17 protein-coding genes are annotated in these 18,305 nt (G+C 60.9%); 8 read left to right on the top strand and 9 right to left on the bottom strand.

Annotated features, from left to right (window positions below):
* The first annotated feature begins 160 nt into the window (after positions 1-160).
* Positions 161-883: a phosphonate utilization associated transcriptional regulator gene (locus tag P0D70_RS19830; protein ID WP_091793417.1), complete on the top strand. Its 723-nt coding sequence runs from the start codon at positions 161-163 to the stop codon at positions 881-883.
* A 9-nt stretch (positions 884-892) separates the two neighbouring features.
* On the opposite strand, the gene P0D70_RS19825 is transcribed toward P0D70_RS19830, so the two are convergent.
* The 5 genes from P0D70_RS19825 to P0D70_RS19805 form a co-directional block, all read right to left on the bottom strand.
* Entirely contained in the window at positions 893-2,281 is a 1,389-nt protein-coding gene (locus P0D70_RS19825; protein WP_408185730.1) for an FAD-dependent oxidoreductase, read from the bottom strand.
* Between the two features lie 94 nt (positions 2,282-2,375).
* Positions 2,376-3,506 (bottom strand): 2-aminoethylphosphonate--pyruvate transaminase, encoded by a 1,131-nt coding sequence (locus P0D70_RS19820; protein WP_408185729.1) that lies wholly within the window; start codon positions 3,504-3,506, stop codon positions 2,376-2,378.
* Between the two features lie 35 nt (positions 3,507-3,541).
* Positions 3,542-5,269 carry a putative 2-aminoethylphosphonate ABC transporter permease subunit gene (locus tag P0D70_RS19815; RefSeq protein WP_408185728.1) on the bottom strand — a complete coding sequence of 576 codons (1,728 nt, stop codon included), beginning with the start codon at positions 5,267-5,269 and terminating at the stop codon, positions 3,542-3,544.
* The gene (locus P0D70_RS19810; protein ID WP_091800390.1) at positions 5,266-6,357 is read right to left on the bottom strand and encodes a putative 2-aminoethylphosphonate ABC transporter ATP-binding protein; all 1,092 of its coding nucleotides are present in this window, start codon (positions 6,355-6,357) and stop codon (positions 5,266-5,268) included. The genes P0D70_RS19815 and P0D70_RS19810 overlap by 4 nt, the downstream gene beginning before the upstream one ends.
* 119 nt (positions 6,358-6,476) lie before the next feature.
* A complete protein-coding gene (locus P0D70_RS19805; protein WP_091793411.1) occupies positions 6,477-7,532 on the bottom strand; it encodes a putative 2-aminoethylphosphonate ABC transporter substrate-binding protein in 1,056 nt (351 codons plus the stop codon).
* A 222-nt stretch (positions 7,533-7,754) separates the two neighbouring features.
* On the opposite strand from P0D70_RS19805, the gene phnA reads away from it, so the two are divergent.
* From phnA to P0D70_RS19790, 3 genes are all read left to right on the top strand, one after another.
* Positions 7,755-8,990 (top strand): phosphonoacetate hydrolase, encoded by a 1,236-nt coding sequence (gene phnA / locus P0D70_RS19800; RefSeq protein ID WP_091793409.1) that lies wholly within the window; start codon positions 7,755-7,757, stop codon positions 8,988-8,990.
* A gap of 13 nt (positions 8,991-9,003) precedes the next feature.
* A complete protein-coding gene (gene phnY / locus P0D70_RS19795; protein WP_408185727.1) occupies positions 9,004-10,458 on the top strand; it encodes a phosphonoacetaldehyde dehydrogenase in 1,455 nt (484 codons plus the stop codon).
* Between the two features lie 204 nt (positions 10,459-10,662).
* Positions 10,663-11,184 (top strand): MmgE/PrpD family protein, encoded by a 522-nt coding sequence (locus P0D70_RS19790; RefSeq protein ID WP_408185784.1) that lies wholly within the window; start codon positions 10,663-10,665, stop codon positions 11,182-11,184.
* A 239-nt stretch (positions 11,185-11,423) separates the two neighbouring features.
* Here P0D70_RS19790 and P0D70_RS19785 read toward each other — a convergent pair whose 3' ends face one another.
* Both P0D70_RS19785 and P0D70_RS19780 read right to left on the bottom strand, forming a co-directional pair.
* Positions 11,424-11,900 carry a nuclear transport factor 2 family protein gene (locus tag P0D70_RS19785; protein ID WP_091793405.1) on the bottom strand — a complete coding sequence of 159 codons (477 nt, stop codon included), beginning with the start codon at positions 11,898-11,900 and terminating at the stop codon, positions 11,424-11,426.
* 248 nt (positions 11,901-12,148) lie between these two features.
* The gene (locus tag P0D70_RS19780) at positions 12,149-13,069 is read right to left on the bottom strand and encodes a LysR family transcriptional regulator (RefSeq protein WP_091793403.1); all 921 of its coding nucleotides are present in this window, start codon (positions 13,067-13,069) and stop codon (positions 12,149-12,151) included.
* Positions 13,070-13,208: 139 nt separating this feature from the next.
* On the opposite strand from P0D70_RS19780, the gene P0D70_RS19775 reads away from it, so the two are divergent.
* The 3 genes from P0D70_RS19775 (at position 13,209) to P0D70_RS19765 (ending at position 16,213) form a co-directional block, all read left to right on the top strand.
* Positions 13,209-14,012: an SDR family NAD(P)-dependent oxidoreductase gene (locus P0D70_RS19775; protein WP_408185726.1), complete on the top strand. Its 804-nt coding sequence runs from the start codon at positions 13,209-13,211 to the stop codon at positions 14,010-14,012.
* Between the two features lie 82 nt (positions 14,013-14,094).
* Entirely contained in the window at positions 14,095-15,207 is a 1,113-nt protein-coding gene (locus tag P0D70_RS19770; RefSeq protein ID WP_408185725.1) for an NADH:flavin oxidoreductase, read from the top strand.
* Between the two features lie 49 nt (positions 15,208-15,256).
* Positions 15,257-16,213 (top strand): helix-turn-helix transcriptional regulator, encoded by a 957-nt coding sequence (locus tag P0D70_RS19765; RefSeq protein WP_408185724.1) that lies wholly within the window; start codon positions 15,257-15,259, stop codon positions 16,211-16,213.
* A 188-nt stretch (positions 16,214-16,401) separates the two neighbouring features.
* On the opposite strand, the gene P0D70_RS19760 is transcribed toward P0D70_RS19765, so the two are convergent.
* Positions 16,402-16,932 carry a MarR family winged helix-turn-helix transcriptional regulator gene (locus P0D70_RS19760; RefSeq protein ID WP_408185723.1) on the bottom strand — a complete coding sequence of 177 codons (531 nt, stop codon included), beginning with the start codon at positions 16,930-16,932 and terminating at the stop codon, positions 16,402-16,404.
* Positions 16,933-17,180: 248 nt separating this feature from the next.
* Here P0D70_RS19760 and P0D70_RS19755 point away from each other — a divergent pair, with 248 nt between their 5' ends.
* The gene (locus P0D70_RS19755) at positions 17,181-17,975 is read left to right on the top strand and encodes an SDR family NAD(P)-dependent oxidoreductase (RefSeq protein ID WP_408185722.1); all 795 of its coding nucleotides are present in this window, start codon (positions 17,181-17,183) and stop codon (positions 17,973-17,975) included.
* Here the strand turns inward: P0D70_RS19755 and P0D70_RS19750 are convergent.
* Positions 17,963-18,305, bottom strand: a 343-nt coding sequence (locus P0D70_RS19750; RefSeq protein WP_408185721.1) for a hypothetical protein, incomplete at its 5' end; no start/stop codon positions are given. The genes P0D70_RS19755 and P0D70_RS19750 overlap by 13 nt on opposite strands.

The raw sequence follows: 18,305 nt of genomic DNA, 5'->3' as shown, positions 1-18,305 counted from the left end.
GGGCGGACATCGCGGAGCGTTCAACGGTCACGAGCTCCTGATCGAAACCCGCGCGGCCCGCACCGCCGTGCGGATCGTTGTTGACAATAAACAAGGCGTCACGCTATGTTCGGAAAGCCAACCCTACGCACTCCCAACCCTCACTTCCAACCGCTCATCAATGACCACGCCAACCCCATCCAGCGCGATTGAATTGCTGCAGCGGCACTCGCTTGCCACGTTAGTCCAGGAAACGCTTGAACGCGGTATCGCCTCGGGCGAATTCGCCCCCGGCGAAAAGTTGAACGAAGTCGAAGTTTCCGCGCGCCTGAACGTGTCGCGCGGACCCTTGCGCGAAGCGTTTCGAGCGCTGGAACAGGCCGGCTTGCTGAAAACCGAAAAGAACCGTGGCGTCACGGTGCGCGCGTTGTCGCTGCGCGAAGCGGAAGAGATCTACGAAGTGCGGGCAATGCTGGACGAATCCGTGGCCCGCGCACTAGCCGAGCGAATGACGCCTGAAACGCTGGCCACCCTCAAAGGCATCATCGCCGCGATGAAATCGGCGAAGAAAGACCACGACCTCGCCCGGTACACGACACTGAATGTCCAGTTGCACGACGCCATGGTCTCGGGCGTGGGCAACCAGCATTTGCTCGAAACGTATCGCCATCTCGTGCGTCAGCTAGGATTGCTGCGTCAAGCGGCCATCGAAACGGAAAAGAGCGCGCTGACAACATCGGTCACGGAGCACGAAAAAATCGTCAACGCACTCGCGAAAGGCGACGCCGAGCGCGCCGTCGCGCTCGTGCGGGAACACGTGGCGCACGGCCTCGCCAGAATGCGGCGCGCCCACGAGCGCTGGGTTGCTTCAGCGCCGCTGCCCACCGCGAGCCAGACCGGCTGAGCGGCGCCGCTACCCTTTATCCGACTTGCCGGCGGCGCTAGCCAGTTTGCTGAGAAGGCGATCGACGAGCCACGGCTGGCGGTCCTCGTCTTCCGCGCGTTCCTTGCGCCGGATTGCATCACGCACCGTTATCGAGCCCACGAAGCGGATCGGTTCGGGCGGAAAATACCCTAACGGGCCATTCGTCAAAGGACTACGCGTCCACTCGTTGTCGAGTTCGAGCAGCAGCGAGGACAGGATCTGTCCGCCCATATACGTCGGTCCAACGCCATTGCCGGAATAGCCAAAGCCGTAGAGCACGTTTGGCGCGCCGTCGAGCCGGCCGAAAAAAGGAAAGCCGGTGACAGACCGATCCGATGGGCCGTTCCAGCTCGCGGTGACCGGCACGTCGCGCAGCGCCGGAAAGAAATCGTGCAGACCTCGCGTCAAATCGGCTTCATAAGGCGAGCGCTGATCGAACACCGGGGCGATCCGGCCTCGCCAGGCAAACGTGTTGCCGCCCTTGCCCAGCATCAGCCGCCCGTCCGGCGTGCTGCGGTAGTAGTAGACGAAGATCCTCGAGTCGAGCACCGACACACCGTCTTTCAAACCGATTTGCTGCAGCAACTCCGGGCATCGCTCGGTGACGACCATGTCGCTTGAAACGACCGCCAGCGTGCGCTCGAACTGCCGGAAGCGGCTCGCCATCCACGCATTGATCGCGAGCACCAGTTTTGGCGCGCTGACGCTGCCGGCGGGTGTGCGCACCGTCACGCGTTCGCCGGCAGCGAAGTCGAGCATCGGCGTGCGCTCGTAAAGACGAATACCCATCGCCATCGCGACGCGCCGCAGCCCGCGCACGAGCTTGCCCGGATGGACCGTTGCGGCGACCGGCGAATACACGCCGCCGAGATTGCGCGCGGAGCCGGACCGGCTCGCCACTTCTTGTGGCGAAAGATGCTGATACGAATTGATGCCGTGCTCGCTCAGCGCGGCAATGACCGGGTCGAGCAGGCCGATTTGCGCGCGTGAAGTCGCCGTGTAGAGCGTGCCGTCGAGCCGCAGTTCGGCGTCGATCGCGTTGTCGGCGCAGAAGTCGCGAATCCGCCCGACGGCCGCTTCGGACGCTTTCACCAGCCGGATCGCCTCCGCCTCACCAAACAGTCGCCGCAACGTGAAGAACTTGGTCGACCACGTCAGCAGACAGCCACCGTTGCGGCCACTCGCACCTGCGCCGCACAGATCGCTCTCGATGATCACAATGTCGAGGTCGGGCCTTTTCTGCTTGGCCTGAATGGCCGTCCACAAACCGGTAAAGCCGCCGCCGACGATGCAGACATCCGCAGTCGTCGCGCCTTGCAAGGCGGGCGCCAACGAACCGTCGGCAAAGAGTGCTTGTTCAATCCAGAACGGACGCATAAATGGCTCGCATTGACCCAACGGTTGTATTCCATTCGGAGAAAGCGAGGCTTGCTCGCGCTTCAAGCAAGAACAAGCCTCCGCGCCGGCCGCTTCAGGCCAGCGCTTTCGCCGAAACCCGCTCGATTCCCATGACTCGGAGCGTGTCGGCAATCGCCGCGACCGCACCCGGAATGCCCGATTCGCCGAAGTGCCCGATACAGCCGACACGGAACGTCTCCAACTGGGTCAGCTTGCCGGGGTACAGGATGTAGCCGCGCTTTTTCACTTCCGTGTAGAAGGTCTTGAAGTCATAGCGAGGATCGTCGGGGGCATGAAACGTGACGATGATCGGCGCCTGAATCGACGGATCGAGAAAGGGTCGAAAACCGAGTGCCGCCATGCCTTCGATCAGCGCGCGGCAATTGCCTGCATAGCGTGCGCCGCGCGCTTCGAGACCACCCTCTTCCACGTATTGCGCAATGGCCTCGTCGAGTGCCGCGACGACATGCGTAGGCGGCGTGAAGCGCCATTGCGTGGTGCGGTTCATATAGACCCACTGATCGTACAGATCCATCGCGAGCGATGGGCTATTGCCCTCGCAGCGCTCCAGCGTGCTGCGGCGAATGATCACGAACCCCATGCCGGGCACACCTTCGAGACACTTCCCGGAGGCCGCCACCACCGCGTCGAACGGCGTTCGGCGTGCATCGATATCAATGGCGCCGAACGAACTCATCGCGTCGATGATCAGACTGCGCCCGTGCTTCGCGACCACCTCGGCAATCTCGTGGAGCGGGTTGAGCACGCCTGCCCCGGTTTCGCAGTGCACGAGCGCCACATGCGTGATGTCGGGGTCGGCCGCCAGCGCGCGATCGACATCCGCCGCTTTGACCTGCGTGTCTTCCGGATAGTCGATGGTCTGATGGCGCCGGCCGAGTGCGCGGCAAATCTTCGCGATACGCTGGCAGTACGCGCCATTGTTCGGCACCAACACCCGTCCGTCGCGTGGCACCAGCGTGCCGATCGCGGCTTCCACGGAGAAGGTGCCGCTGCCTTGCAACGGCACGCACTCATGCATGTCTTCGCCATGCACGATGCGCAGCGTCTGCTGGCGGACGCGGGCGGTGATCTGATTGAAATCGCCGTCCCATGATCCCCAATCGCGCAGCATCGCCTGACGCGTGCGCTCGGAGGTCGTGAGCGGACCAGGAGTAAGCAGAATGGGTGCGGAGGACAGATTCACGGTAGCTCCTTGTAGATCCAGATGAAGTTTCTGTTTCAGCCACGACGCGACGTGCGCCATGCCTGGGTTCTGCGCAATACGCCATGCGACACGCCGGCAAACAGCAGACAGGCGAGCGCCGCTGTCACGAGGACCAGCGTGGCCATCGCCGCGGCCGGTCCGATCTGTCCGGCGTCGTCGAGATTGAGAATGGCGACCGAGGCCGGTTGCGTGTCGGGTGAATAAAGAAACGCGACGGCGGACACGGTCGTCATGCCATTGACGAAGAGATAGCGCGCAATCTGCAGGATGGACGGCAGGCAGACCGGCACGGTGACGCGGAAAAACGTCCTGTAGAAAGGCACTTTCAAGGACGCGGAGACGGCCTCGAACTCATTGTCGATCTGACGCAGCGCGGTCACGGCGGTCAGATGACTCGACGAGTAGTAGTGCACCACGGTCACGATCGCGAGTATCGCGAGCGTGCCGTAAAGGCCGTTGAGCGGGTTGGCGGGCGAGTTGAAAAGAAAGATGTAGCTGATGCCCAGCACGAGTCCCGGCACACCCATCGGCAGAATCGCGCACAGATTGATAAAGCCGCGTAACCAGCGCGGTCCGCGCGTCTTCTCGACGAGATACGCGCCGCCGAACACGATGATGGTGCCGCCGATCGCCACGCATGCCGCCATCTTCAGGCTGTTCTTGTAGGCATCGAAAATCCCGGCGCCAATCAGGCCCATCTTGTAGTGCTGCAAGCCGAGACTCATCTGATACGGCCAGAACTTCACGAAGGAGGCAAACACGGAAATGCCGACCACTGCCAGCACCAGAGCGCACACGAGGCCGCAGTAGCCGAGCATGGCCATGTCGAAGCCGCGCGCGGGTTTCGGCTGATAAGGCGTGGAACGCGCGCCGAGTTGCGACTGCTGCTTGCGGCGAATGAAAAAGTCGATCGCGAACGCAACCAGCGCGGGACACAGCAGCAGCAGACTGACAACCGCGCTCCGGTTGAAATCCTGCAAGCCGATGATCAGCTTATAAATGTCGGTGGAGAGCACCGAATAAGGCCCGCCGATAACGACCGGCACACCGAAATCGTTGATGCAGATCGTAAACGACACCATCGTCGCGCTGATCAGGCCGTACTTCGCGCCCGGCAGCGTGATCGTGAAGAACCTGCGCATGCGGCGCGTGCCCATTGCGTCCGCTGCTTCGTACAGGCGCCCGTCGGACAGCGAGAGCGCCGTCACGAGAATCATCAGCACATGCGGAAACGCGGCATAGACCAGACTGCATACGATGCCCGGCAGCCCGTAGATCGAATGTCCGTGAAGCAATGGTTTCAGGATGCCCGAGTTGCCGAACCAGTAGATGAACGACACAGCGGAGAGCAACGTCGGTGCGAGCAGCGGCAACAACGCGACCGTGCGCGCGGCGTTTTTCATCGGCATGCACGAACGGGTCAGCGCGTAGGCAAACGTGAATGCCATCGGAATCACGATGGCCGTCACCAGGCAGGCGACCGTGACCGAATGCAGCGTCGAGGTCCACACGCCCGAGTCCGCCAGATAGCCTTTGAAATTGACCAATCCGACAAAATGACCGTCCGCGTCGACGAAGCATTTACCGACCACCAGAGCCAGCGGCAACAGCAAAAACACGCCGAGAAACGCGGACATCAGCACGAGCGCCAACTGCGCGACCCGGTCGTGCCAATGGCTCTTCTGACGCACTTCGGCGTGCGCCTCGTCGCCGCTGCGACGCTCCAACAGAACGGCACTCATTGAAGTCGCTCCTTCGCGGCCGAAAACACGCACACGTGCTCGCGGCTAATGGCCAGATCGAAGCGCGCCCCCTGCTGCAGACTCGTCCGATGCATCTCGTGAAACGACAGGTCAGCGACGATTTCCTGCTCCCCGAGACCGTCCACCTTGAAACTGACCCGGCAGAACGCGCCGAGGAACTCCAGTTTCTCCACCGAAGCCGGCAGCAGATTGTCCGCGGCGCTACCCGGCGCGCTGATATGGATGTCTTCCGGGCGAACGAAGGCCGACACCCTGGAGCCCGGCACCGCGCGCTGCGTTCCGCACCCGTAGCGCAGTGCCAGCGAGCCCGCCTTGAGGTTGCCGTCGCGTGTCACTTCGGCGGGAATCAGGTTGACCTTGCCGATGAAATCGGCAACGAACGGCGACGCCGGCTCGCGATAGATTTCGTGCGGTGTGCCGATCTGCTCGATCACGCCCTGATTCATCACCACGATCCGGTCGGCCATGGAAAGCGCTTCTTCCTGGTCGTGCGTGACCATGATCGTGGTCACGCCGAGCCGCTGCTGCAACTGACGTATCTCCTGACGCAGCCGCACTCGCACACGCGCATCCAGCGCTGACAACGGCTCGTCGAGCAACAGCAGCCCCGGCGAGGTGGCAAGCGCCCGCGCCAGGGCGATACGCTGCTGCTGACCGCCCGACAGCTGATTCGGATGTTTGCGCTGCGCGTCCGGCAGGCCCACGAGCGTGAGCAGTTCGTTGACGCGATCGGCGATCGCCGCGCGCTTCATCTTGCGATTCACGAGACCGTAGGCCACGTTGTCGAAGATGGTCAGATTGGGGAACAACGCATACGACTGAAAGACGATGCCGTAATCGCGAAGCTGGGGCGGCAGCCGCGAAATATCGCGGCCGTCCTGCGTGATCTGGCCGGCACTCTGCGTTTCGAGGCCGGCGATGATGCGCAGCAAAGTCGTCTTGCCGCATCCCGATGGGCCGAGGAAACAGATCATCTCTCCCTGCTTCACGCCAAGATTGATGTCCTCCAGAACCGGCGTGTCATTGAACCGCTTGTAGACGTTCTGCACGCTCAAATACGCTGTCATAAACTCCTCCGATGCCAAGCCTGCATGGCGGCGACGCGCCGCCGCGCGTTGCTTCACCGTTTGTTCGGGGCGTGCGTACCGCACGCCCGGCGCTCCTCAAGACCCTGTCGAAGCCGGTCCTACTTCTGCTCCTTGCTGCCGTAGCGCTTCTGCCAGTCGCCGAGAATCGCGTCGCGGTTTTTCGCCGACCAGGTGAAATCGTTTTTCACCAGCAGTTCCGAATAGTTGTCGGGAATGCCGGAGAGCTTCTTCGCGACACCGGGATACGCAACGATCGCCCACCATTGCGCGGTGATTTCATTGGCTTCTTTGCTGGCCATGAAATCCGCGAGTTTCTTGGCCGCTTCGGGCTGTTTGGTGGTCTTCATGATCCCCGTCGCTTCCATATCCCACCCCAGTCCCTCTTTCGGGAAGATGAGATCGATCGGGGCGCCCTGGGCCTGCAACTCGTGCCCGCGAAATTCGAATGAGATGCCAATCGGAAACTCGCCGGTGCCGGCCAGCGTGCAGGGCTTCGAACCCGAGTGCACGTATTGCGCGACGTTCTTGTCGAGCGCGTCCATGTACTTCCAGCCCTTGTCGTCACCGAACGTTTGCAGCCACGAGGTCACGTCCAGATAGCCCGTACCGGAGGACACCGGGCTCGGCATCACGATCATCCCCTTGTAGATGGGCTTGGTCAGGTCTTCCCATGAGGTCGGCTTAGGCAGGTGGCGCTTCTCTGCCTCGACGCGGTTGTAGCAGACCGTCGCGCCCCATACGTCCATGCCGACCCAGTGCGGCGGCGTATTGGCGTCGCTGTACTTGCGCGTCAGGCTGTCGAAGCCTTTCGGCGCGTAGGGCATCAGCATTCCCTGCAGATCGAGCAGCGTCAGACTGGATGCCGCGAGTCCGAGCACGACATCGGCGCGCGGATTGCTTTTTTCAGCGAGCAGCTTGGCGGTCACCGCGCCCGTCGAATCGCGCACCCAGCGGATTTCGATATCGGGGTTGGCTTTTTCGAAAGCGTCCTTGTACGGCTTCATGGCTTCGTCTTCGAGCGCGGTATAGACGAGCAACTGCGTTTTCGCCTGCGCGAACTGGACCGCGCCGAATGCGACGGCGGCGGCAACGAGACCACGCAACGCCACATTCCAGCGACTGCTGCGACCCTTTGACCCCTGCTTATCCTTCATTTCCAGACCCCTTGAGAAAGTGGCGTCGCGGCCTGCGACGAAAACGACCGGTGCTACGGGACTGCTGCTTACGAGCTTCGTGACGACGGCTTTTTTGGTTTCGAGAATGTTGTCTGTTGTTGACAATCTACAAAGCATCAATTTTAATGTCAAGTATTGCCACACTTTGCCACATAACGCCTCATCCCCAACACCCGACTTACCCTAGCCAAAGGACACGTCATGAGCGCAACACCGGTTTCCATCGAAGTGAACGGCCGTAGCTACAACTGGATGCATCGACCCGTCGTTGTGGTCTGTGTGGACGGCTGTGCCTATGAATATCTGGAGATGGCGGCAGCGGCGGGCGTTGCGCCCTTTCTCGGCAAGTTGCTGCATCCCGGCACGGCGCTCAAGGGGGAATGCGTCGTGCCGAGTTTCACGAATCCGAACAACCTGTCGATCGTGACGGGCGTGCCACCTGCCGTTCACGGCATTAGCGGCAACTATTTTTTCGATCGCGACAGCGGCACCGAGGTGCTGATGAACGATCCGAAGTACCTCGTCGCGCCCACCGTGCTGGCCGGTTTCGCCGAAAAGGGTGCGCATGTGGCGGTCGTCACGGCGAAAGACAAATTGCGCCGCCTGTTAGGCAAAGATCTGGCGGGCGTGTGCTTCTCCGCGGAGAAAGCCGACGAGGCGACGATCGAGGAGAACGGTATCGACAACGTGCTGGAATTGGTCGGCAAGCCGGTGCCGAGCGTGTACAGCGCCGACCTGTCGGAATTCGTATTCGCTGCAGGCGTGCGCCTGCTCGAAACCCGCGCGATCGACCTGATGTATCTGTCGACCACGGACTACGTCCAGCATAAGTGCGCACCCGGCACACCCGGTGCGAACGCGTTTTACCAGATGATGGACGGCTACCTGCGGCGGCTCGACGAACTCGGTGCGATTGTCGCCATCACGGCTGATCACGGCATGAATGCGAAGCACAATGAAGACGGCGAACCCAACGTGATCTATCTTCAGGAGCGCTTTGACGAGTGGCTCGGCCATGACGCCGCTCGCGTGATTCTGCCCATCACCGACCCTTACGTCGTGCATCACGGCGCGCTGGGATCGTTCGCCACGGTCTACCTTCCGCCTTCGGCCGATGTCGAGGCGATGCGCCGTCGGCTCTCGGCGGAACCCGGCATCGAAGTCGTGCTGACGGGCGCCGAAGGCTGCGCGCGCTTCGAACTTCCGCCCGCGCGCATGGGCGACCTGATCGTGATCTCGACGCGCGATGTCGTGCTCGGCACACGGCGCATCAAACACGACCTGTCCGGCCTCGATGTACCGCTGCGCTCGCACGGCGGCCTCGCCGAACAGATCGTGCCGCTGCTGTTCAATCAACCGGTCGCGAAATCCGTTGTCGAGCGGGCACGGCTGCGCAATTTCGACATCATCGATATCGCACTCAATCACCTTCAATGACCGGGGACCGGATATGAACGCTATTGCGGAAACGAAAACTCAGTGGCAGGTGCGTCATGAAGCGTTGCGTATTGGTGGAGAGAAAGTCCATCGCGACGAAGTGATCGAAGTGCGTAATCCCTACGACGGCACGCTGGTCGGCACCGTGCCGAAAGCGACGCTGGAAGACGTGCGTCACGCGTTCGAATTTGCGCGCGCGTATCGCCCCGCCCTCACCCGCTATGAGCGGGCGGCGATCCTGCGGCGCGCAGCCGACGCGGTCCGGGCTCGCACGCACGAAATCGCCGCGCTCATCACGGCGGAGGCCGGCTTGTGCTGGAAGGACTCGACCTACGAAGCCGGCCGCGTTGCCGACGTGCTGGTTTTCGGCGCGGGCGAGGTGCTGAAAGACGACGGCCAGATTTTCTCGTGCGACCTCACGCCTCACGGAAAAAAACGCCGCGTCTATACGCAACGCGATCCGTTACTCGGCGTGATTTCCGCGATTACGCCGTTCAACCATCCAATGAATCAGGTGGCGCACAAGATCGTGCCGGCTATCGCCACGAACAATCGTATCGTCGTCAAACCGTCGGAAAAGGTGCCGCTGTCGTGCTATCTGCTGGCGGACATTCTCTATGAGGCGGGTCTGCCCGTGCAGATGCTGCAAGTGTTGACCGGCAACCCTGCCGTCATTGCCGATGAGCTGATCACGAACCCCGCGATCGATCTCATTACGTTTACGGGTGGCGTGTCGATCGGAAAATCGATTGCCGCCCGGATGGGCTACCGCCGCGCGGTGCTCGAACTCGGCGGCAACGACCCGATCATCGTGATGGAAGATGCCGATCTGGACGAAGCCAGCTCACTCGCCGTGTCGGGCTCTTACAAGAATTCCGGCCAGCGATGCACGGCAATCAAGCGCATGCTGGTGCATGAGTCGGTTGCCGATCGCTTTACCGAACTCGTCGTGGACAAGACGCGCGCGTGGAAATACGGGAATCCCGCGGATAGCGCGGTCGACATGGGCACGGTCATCGACGAGGCGGCCGCGCGGTTCTGCGAGCAGCAGGTCAACGACGCGTTGTCGCGCGGCGCGCGGCTGCTGGCGGGTAACTGCCGGGATGGCGCGCTCTACTCGCCGACCGTCGTGGATCGAGTCACGCCCGACATGCCGCTCGTCAAATACGAGACGTTCGGGCCGGTGTCACCGATCATGCGCTTCTCCAATATCGACGAAGCGATCCGCATGTCCAACTGCACCGACTACGCGTTGTCATCGTCGGTCTGCACGAACCGACTCGACTACATCACGCGGTTCGTCACCGAACTGGAAGTGGGCAGCGTGAATGTACGCGAAGTACCGGGTTATCGACTCGAACTGACGCCGTTCGGCGGCGTGAAGGATTCGGGACTCGGTTATAAGGAAGGCGTGCAGGAAGCTATGAAGAGTTTCACCAATACCAAGACCTACTCGCTGCCATGGTGAGGGCGATATGTTGAGGCGCCTTTTATGCTGAGTTGACACTGACCGCGTGGGACCGTGTGCAGGCGTTCCGGCGGTCAGCAACATTGCTCGTCTCGTGGTTGGTGATAGATGTTTATCTTTCACCAACCACGAAGCTGAAAGAATTCCGTTGGGCCGCTTTTTCCGCTCCGCACTGCCTCGTCCGGACAGCGACGAGCGCTTCGACTGGCGAACAGCAAAGCGCACCGGGACTTCCGGGCTATCTCGGCCCGACGTATTAATCAATCGGCGCGCCGCCCGTGTGGCGTATTCGGTGCGGCCGCGGCGACCGGCAAGAAGACCCCGCAGATCGGACTCGAGGGCAAGTTCAGCGTCTATCACGCGGTGGCGATTGCCGTGATCGACGGCGCGGCGGGTGAGAAGCAGTTCAGCGACGCGAAGGTGCGTGACCCGATGACGGTGGCACTGCGCCAGAAGGTGAATACCATCGTCGACCCGGCCATCAAGCCGGAGCAGGTCGACATGACGATCACACTGAAGGACGGGCGCAAGCTGCATAAATTCATCCAGCACGCGATCGGCAGCACCGAAGTGCCGATGACCGATCAGCAACTCGAGAAGAAATTCTCGGACCTGGCCGAAGGTATTCTATCGCCGGATAGGACCCGCAAACTGATCGACACATGCTGGCACGTCGAACAACTGGACAGCGCCGGAGAAATCGCCTTGTCCGCGCTGCCGCAGTAGCTGAAAAGCAGCCGGAAGTGGCGTCTCACCGGCTCGTGAAGGAGACTGAAGGTTTGGCGAGGCGGCGCTCACCGCTCGAACGAACGACCCGTTTCGAACGCGACGGCATCGCCGCAAATTCACCGCCACATGAGTACTCCCCTGCCGCAATCCGACATTGAGTCGACGATACGTATCGCCTCCTCACATTTCGCGCGGCAGAGGAGTATGAACCGACGAGAAAGGAACCGGCGTCGTTTCTAGAACCCAAAACTGCTGAGTCCCGGATGATCCTCCGGGCGAGGACCCAGCGCCCAGAAAAACTTGCGATCGGCTTCTTTGATCGGCACATCGTTGATGGATGCATGGCGCACAGCCATCAGACCGTTTTCGGCGAACTGCCAGTTTTCGTTACCGAATGAACGGTACCAGTTGCCCGCATCGTCGTGCCACTCGTAAGCGAATCGGACTGCAATATGATTTTCCGTGAACGCCCAAATCTCCTTGATCAAGCGGTATTCGTGCTCGCGCTCCCACTTGCGGCGCAGAAAGGGCACGATCTGTTCGCGGCCGGTGATGAATTCGGAACGGTTGCGCCAACGGCTGTCAACCGTGTAGGCAAGAGACACTTTCTCCGGATTGCGAGAGTTCCAGCCATTTTCCCCGGCGCGCACCTTTTGCGTGGCTGTCTCCAGAGTGAACGGTGGGAACGGAGGGATGGGGGTATTTTCAGACATGACAGCTCCTTTGGTTGCGGGCGCCGCCGCATGCAGAGAAACACCGGCGACGCTTTTGTGTTGAGACGCCGCCAGTCTGTCTGACTACCTCGACAGGGGCTTTACTCCGCGCCCAGCGATTTAGGATTCGCACGGAAACATTGTCCGCGCGAAGCGTGCCCCTCAAGTTTTGATCTGCCTCTGAGTCGTCATTCGTGCAGGAGCGATGTATGTGCCGCCAGATTGACCTGGCTAATCCAACAGTACTGCTACCCGTCAGCCAATGCGCTCGCGACGTGCTGCGCGAAGGCCTTCACTTTCGCTGAGTTCCGTCGTTCGCGCGGATAGACCAGATGAATAGAGACCGGCGGAGGTCGCCAGTCGGCCAACAGTAGCTGGACCTCGCCGCTGGCGATTTCTTCATGGAAAAGCCAGGTCGGCGAACACCCGATGCCCATTCCCGCGAGGACCGATGCACGGATCACTTCACTGCTGTTACTTTGCAGATTACCCGCTACACGAACGACTCGCGTTGTCCCTTCTGGCTCCAGCGCAGCGCTGCCCGCGGTAAAAGTCCAGTTGTTGCGCATGGGCAATTCCGTGTAGACAACGCAGTTGTGCGCAGCGAGATCCTCAGGCTTGACGGGCGCCATCAGTCCCTTCGGAAGCGACGACAAATAGCGGTTGTGTGCGACGATGTGCCGGGGAGAAGTGCCGACCTTACGCGCAATTAAAGTACTGTCCGGCATGTCGCCGATACGAACCGCCGCATCGATTCCCTCTTCAACCAGATCGACAACGCTGTCTTGCAGACGGATATCGATCTTCACCGCGGGATGCGCAGCCAGGAAGGTCTGAATCATTGGCATGAGCTTGATTCGACCGAACCCAACCGACGCCGCGATTCGCAGCCATCCAACCAGTTGCTGCTCACCACGCCGCAACTCGCCCTCGGCCTCGTCCATCTCGGCCACAAGGCGTCGCACCCGGTTGAAATAGCGTTCACCTTCTTGCGTCAATGCGAGCGAGCGGGTCGTACGCGTCAGCAGTTTGGTGCCGAGTTCGCGCTCCAACGCGGCCACCTGTTTGCTGACCGCGCTCTGCGTCGTGTTGGTTTGAAGTGCGACCGCCGAAAAACTGCCTGCCTCGACGACGCGGACAAAGACGGTGATGGCCTGCAGCTTATCCATTTTGAGCGACACCTATTCCCGGGTGGACTTAATGATATGAGCGCCCACCGTCTATATCAATGCCAAAAAAACCAGCAAAGTCCACCCATCGAAAGCGAGATCCCCCAGCACGCAATCCAACCCGTCCCACGGAGGTTTTATGAGCACCCATTCTTCAGGCAAAGGTACTGCAGTCATTACTGGCGCATCGGCCGGCATCGGCAAGGTCTATGCCAACCGTCTTGCAAAGCAGGGATATGACCTCCTGTTGATCGCCCGGAATGCCGATAGTCTGAGCGAACTGGCCCAAAGCCTGTCAGCGCAGTTTGGCATTCGTGCGACGTTCCTCGCCGAAGACCTGACGACGCAATCCGGCGTCGAGACGGTGGTGACCGCCATTACCCGCGACGCAACCATCACGATGCTCGTCAACAATGCCGGCGCCGGCACGCTCGGCGGTTTCACGGACTCGAAGCTCAGCAACCTCGAAACGATGAACGCACTGAACGTGGATGCACTCGTCCACCTGTCGTACGCCATTCTTCCGTTGTTCAAGCAGCGGGACAAAGGGACGCTCGTCAATATCAGCTCCGTCCTCGCGCTTCATACACTTCCTGTCAGCACCGTGTACAGCGGCACCAAGGGTTATGTCCTGAGCTTCACTCGCGGGCTTCAGCAGGAAGTCGCGGGCACCAACGTAAAAGTCCAACTGGTCATGCCGGCGGCGACTCACACAGGTTTCTGGGACATCGCGGGCTTCCCTGTCTCCAACCTGGATAAGAGCGTTGTCATGAGCGCCGACCATCTCGTCGACGCCGCGTTGGCCGGTTTGGCACAAGGCGAATCGATCACCTTGCCGTCGGTTGAAGACTTGAGGTTGTGGGAAGAGTACGACCAGGCGCGCGAAAAGCTATTTCTGGCGTCCCAATCGGGTAAGCCGGCTTCCCGTTACAACGTCGCGTAACCGCTTCTGCATGAATGGGGTTCGTTGGCGAACCGCCGACACAGCCGCCAAGTTTATCGGCATAACCGATTCGAGGCTTCGAATGAGCGAAAAGACTAACCTGTTTACTCCGTTTCACGGCGCGGGACTTGAATTGGCGAACCGGATCGTGATGGCGCCGATGACGCGGCGTAAGAGCCCGGGCGGCGTTCCAGGTGAGGACGTGGCTGCGTACTATCGACGCCGCGCCGAGGGAGGCGTCGGCCTGATCATCACGGAAGGAACGACGATCGGGCGGCCGGCGGCGTCGAGTGACGAAGCCATTCCGAACATCCATTCGCCCGAAAGCATCCTCGGGTGGAAGCATGTAGTCGACGGCGTCCATGCTGCCGGTGGCAAGATTGCGGTCCAGCTCTGGCATATGGGGCTGCGGCGCGAACCCGGCACGGGCCCCGAACCCAGCGCACCGTCCGAGGGTCCCTCCTCAGAGGGAGCCCACTCGCATGCAATGACCGACAGCGAGATCGCGGACGCGATAGAAGCTTTTGCGCAAGCCGCACAGACAGCGCGCGCGATCGGCTTCGACGCCGTCGAGATACATGGTGCGCACGGCTATCTTGTCGACCAGTTCTTCTGGGAAGCGACGAACCGCCGCACCGATTCGTACGCAGGCAGCATCGCTGGGCGCACTCGATTCGCCACTGAAATCGTCAAGGCAATTCGCAACCGGGTCGGCTATGACTTCACCGTGTCGCTGCGTTTTTCGCAGTGGAAAGTTCAGGATTACAGCAGCCGGCTAGCCCGCACGCCCGGCGAACTGGAACAACTGCTGATTCCTCTTGCGGACGCAGGTGTGAGCATTTTTCATGCGTCCACGCGCCGTTTTTGGGAACCTGAATTTACGGATTCCTCACTTAATCTTGCGGGCTGGGCAAAAAAGATTACCGGCTTGCCGGCTATGACTGTCGGCTCCATCGGTCTCGAAGGGCCGGATTTTCTGCACACGCTCCACGCTCGAGACACCGATCGGCAATACGGCCAGCACCAGGCTGCCTCGCTGGACTCGCTGTTGCGCCGCCTCGGCGATGGAGAGTTCGACCTCGTTGCGGTTGGACGTGCGCTGGCGGCTGATCCGAATTGGGTGAGGAAAGTCAGGGACGGCGCTCAGGACTCGATCGTGACCTTCGAGCAGTCGACCTTGGCAGAACTGATCTGACTGGCTGCCGCCATGTCGAAGCTCAACATTGTGAAAGGACGGACACGCTATGGCATCGTTTCCCGCATCGAGCATTCCTAGCGAAGTGCACTGGCGCTGCGCCGACGCAGATCAGGTCGAGGCTCGTGCGAATCCTGGCGCAGTCGTCGTGACGCGATGGACTCACGCCGGTGATGCACCACTCGAAGTGGCGAACCCGGGCAATGACGAATTGCATTGTATTGCGCTGAACCTGAAGTGGGCTAACTTCACGTTCAGCCATGCCGGCCGACGCGTCGCGCAGGGTCGAATGACGCCGGGCATTGCGCAGGTCACTGCGCCGGGCGTATCGACTCGAACCATTTTCAACTCGTCCGCCGACCTGGCTCATCTGTTCGTTTCACAGCAGGTATTGGCGGAGTGCTATCAGGACCTTTTCGAGGGTGCCAGCGCAGGCGCCATTGTGCTCGACAGTCCCGACATGATCCGCGATCCGGTGCTTGAAAGTCTCATCCAGGCGCTCATTGCCGCACGGAGCAACGGCGCTCTCTTCGGCAAGATGTTCGTCGAGCAGGTGAGCCTCGCCGTCGTGTCGCGAATCGTCGCTCGCCACTATGCTCGCATTGCTGTTCAGCGTGAGGCGACGCCGTTGCAACCATGGCGTCTGAATCGCGCGGTGGATTTTATCGAGGATCACCTGTCTGAGCAGGTCAAGCTGGAAGACATTGCCGCGAGCGCGGGTCTCTCGCGTATGCACTTCGCCTCCCAGTTTCGGCGCGCCACCGGCGTGCGGCCTCATGAGTATCTGCTGAAACGACGTATCGACCGCGCGCAGCAACTGTTGCGATCGTCCCCGCAAAGAGTGCTCGACGTCGCGCTAGAGTGCGGCTTCCAGTCGCATGCGCATTTCGCGACCGTGTTCAAGAAAATAGTCGGCGAGACGCCCGCTTCCTGGCGGGCGATGGTGGATCACCCCGTGGCTGCCGTCTCGCCAACGCGTTGCTCAGAAGAGGCAGCAACATCATGAACATCGCTGCCATGAATCGCCCGGCGCCGTTCCGCGCATTCCCTGTACCAGGCACGCGCGAATACCGGCGCTCCTCCTTGGACTGGCGTCTACACCCGAGCCGTCGTCAAGGTCCAGAGATTGCGAGAATCTACACGCTATCGAAGCCTGGTCTTCCGGGCGAACACGGTCTGGCGAGCGTCTTTCGCCTAGCTGCGACCGTACGCCGCCAGAAACTCATCGGATGCGACGTGATCAGCCAAAGCACGCAATGCGGAGGCGGAATCGCTCCCAAGGACCTGTTCGACGCGCTGATTTGCGGTGGCCCAGAGCACAAGAGCCTCGTGCAGCCGCGCCTCTCCAGCGGTGGTGAGCGCTGCGCGCTTCGCCCGTCTGTCGTGCTCGTCGGGCTGCAGTTCGACAAAACCATCTCGGACGAGGGGTCGGAGCGCATGTGTAACGGCAGAAATCTGGATCGCAAGTTTCGTCGCCAGATCCTGGAGCGTGGGGGCCTGGCCCCCGGACTCGGCAGTCATGCGCTCGATTTCCGCCAGCAATCCCACCTGAGTGGCCTTCAGCCCGAGCGGTGCGAGCGCATCGTCGTACAGCGTGCCCAACCGGCGCGCGGCGCGCCTGAGCGCAGTGTTTGTGCACACCAACGACTCGAAGATGCTCTTTTCTTCGTTCCGGGGCACGCGCGGGCTGCCAGCGCCCGCCATATCAGCAGATTTCTTCTTCATGGCGTAAGGATCGTTGAGTACTGCAGTATTGACAAGCCCCCGCAACATTTGTTTCCGCAGATCGGCACGGTCGACGCCCGGCGCCCCTCTGCAATCGGGGCTGCCGCCTTCAGTTCGATCGCTGAAACTTTCTCCTGACAAAAAATAGTTGAGCACTTCACTATTGACACGAGCCCATAGCATGGCTTTATACTTGAGCCCTCAATCAATATGGTTGAAGGCTCAACCTAACCCACTGGAGTAGCAAAATGACTGCAAGCAACAAAACCGCCCTGGTCACCGGTGCCTCGTCAGGCATTGGCGCCGTCTATGCCGACCGTCTGGCTGCGCGCGGCTACGACCTGATCCTGGTTGCCCGGCGCGCGGATCGCCTGTCGGCACTGTCGCAGAAATTGTCGGAAACCTATGGCGTCAAGGTTCAGGTCCTGGTAGCGGACCTCGCCAAGGAAGCTGATCTCGCCAAGGTCGAGCACGTGCTGGCCAGCGATTCCAGCGTGACACTGCTGGTCAACAATGCTGGCCTGGCGCGCTTCACCCCGTTGGGAAAGACGCCCGTCAGCGACTCGATGGCACAGATCAATCTCAACATCGTGGCACTGACACGACTCACCCACGCTGTGCTGCCCCGTTTCCTCGAACGTAATGAAGGGGACATCATCAATGTTGCGTCGGTGCTGTCGGTCCACTCGTGGGAGGTCAGCTCCGTGTACAGCGGCACCAAGTCTTTCGTTCTGGCATTCAGCCGCGGTCTCCAGGATGAATTGAAGAACACGGGTGTGAGACTGCAGGTTGTTCTGCCGGCGACCACGGCAACCGAGATCTGGGACGAGTCGGGTATCCCTCTGTCGGCCTTGCGCCAGGAGAGTGTGATGAGCACCGAAAACATGGTCGATGCAGCCCTGATTGGTTTCGACCGAGGCGAGAAGTTGACGTGGCCGTCGGTCGCTGATGAAAGCCTGTGGGAAAAGTACGACGCCGCTCGCGCCGCTCTGTTCGCCGCTACCCAGACCGGCACGCCCGCGCCGCGCTATCAGAAGGCGTAACGCGCGCGAAGCTGCGGGCCGCCCAAATCTTTGAGTGACGGGACATTCGCCGTTGCCGGAATCCTGTTTCCGACAACGGCGGTATCGGCGCTCGATACGATTTGCCCCACGGCGGCGCCAATAGATCGAGTGTCACGGCGACGCCATGGCGGTTCGATATCGGAATCACACTGCCCGTGCGCTTGCACCTCCCCTTCGCTGTTGTCTCGATCAATCAGGGGACGACGGATAAGCAAGGCGAAATTGAACACGCAGCTATTGAGCACATGCAATTCAAAGAGCACGTTTAACCAGAAGGTAAGTGGGTAAATGAACATCGGAATTCCAACG

Origin of the sequence: Paraburkholderia sp. RL17-381-BIF-C, from assembly GCF_046026435.1 — a bacterium.
Lineage (GTDB): Bacteria > Pseudomonadota > Gammaproteobacteria > Burkholderiales > Burkholderiaceae > Paraburkholderia.
Note: the sequence above shows the minus strand (reverse complement) of the source record. Positions and strands in the feature narration are given on the sequence as shown.

Coding starts and splice junctions, on each gene's coding strand:
- phnA (WP_091793409.1), top strand. CDS start 7,755: ATGAGCGCAACACCGGTTTCCATCGAAGTGAACGGCCGTAGCTACAAC.
- P0D70_RS19755 (WP_408185722.1), top strand. CDS start 17,181: ATGACTGCAAGCAACAAAACCGCCCTGGTCACCGGTGCCTCGTCAGGC.
- P0D70_RS19825 (WP_408185730.1), bottom strand. CDS start 2,281: ATGCGTCCGTTCTGGATTGAACAAGCACTCTTTGCCGACGGTTCGTTG.
- P0D70_RS19760 (WP_408185723.1), bottom strand. CDS start 16,932: ATGAAGAAGAAATCTGCTGATATGGCGGGCGCTGGCAGCCCGCGCGTG.
- P0D70_RS19805 (WP_091793411.1), bottom strand. CDS start 7,532: ATGAAGGATAAGCAGGGGTCAAAGGGTCGCAGCAGTCGCTGGAATGTG.
- P0D70_RS19770 (WP_408185725.1), top strand. CDS start 14,095: ATGAGCGAAAAGACTAACCTGTTTACTCCGTTTCACGGCGCGGGACTT.
- P0D70_RS19785 (WP_091793405.1), bottom strand. CDS start 11,900: ATGTCTGAAAATACCCCCATCCCTCCGTTCCCACCGTTCACTCTGGAG.
- P0D70_RS19810 (WP_091800390.1), bottom strand. CDS start 6,357: ATGACAGCGTATTTGAGCGTGCAGAACGTCTACAAGCGGTTCAATGAC.
- phnY (WP_408185727.1), top strand. CDS start 9,004: ATGAACGCTATTGCGGAAACGAAAACTCAGTGGCAGGTGCGTCATGAA.
- P0D70_RS19830 (WP_091793417.1), top strand. CDS start 161: ATGACCACGCCAACCCCATCCAGCGCGATTGAATTGCTGCAGCGGCAC.
- P0D70_RS19775 (WP_408185726.1), top strand. CDS start 13,209: ATGAGCACCCATTCTTCAGGCAAAGGTACTGCAGTCATTACTGGCGCA.
- P0D70_RS19765 (WP_408185724.1), top strand. CDS start 15,257: ATGGCATCGTTTCCCGCATCGAGCATTCCTAGCGAAGTGCACTGGCGC.
- P0D70_RS19815 (WP_408185728.1), bottom strand. CDS start 5,269: ATGAGTGCCGTTCTGTTGGAGCGTCGCAGCGGCGACGAGGCGCACGCC.
- P0D70_RS19780 (WP_091793403.1), bottom strand. CDS start 13,069: ATGGATAAGCTGCAGGCCATCACCGTCTTTGTCCGCGTCGTCGAGGCA.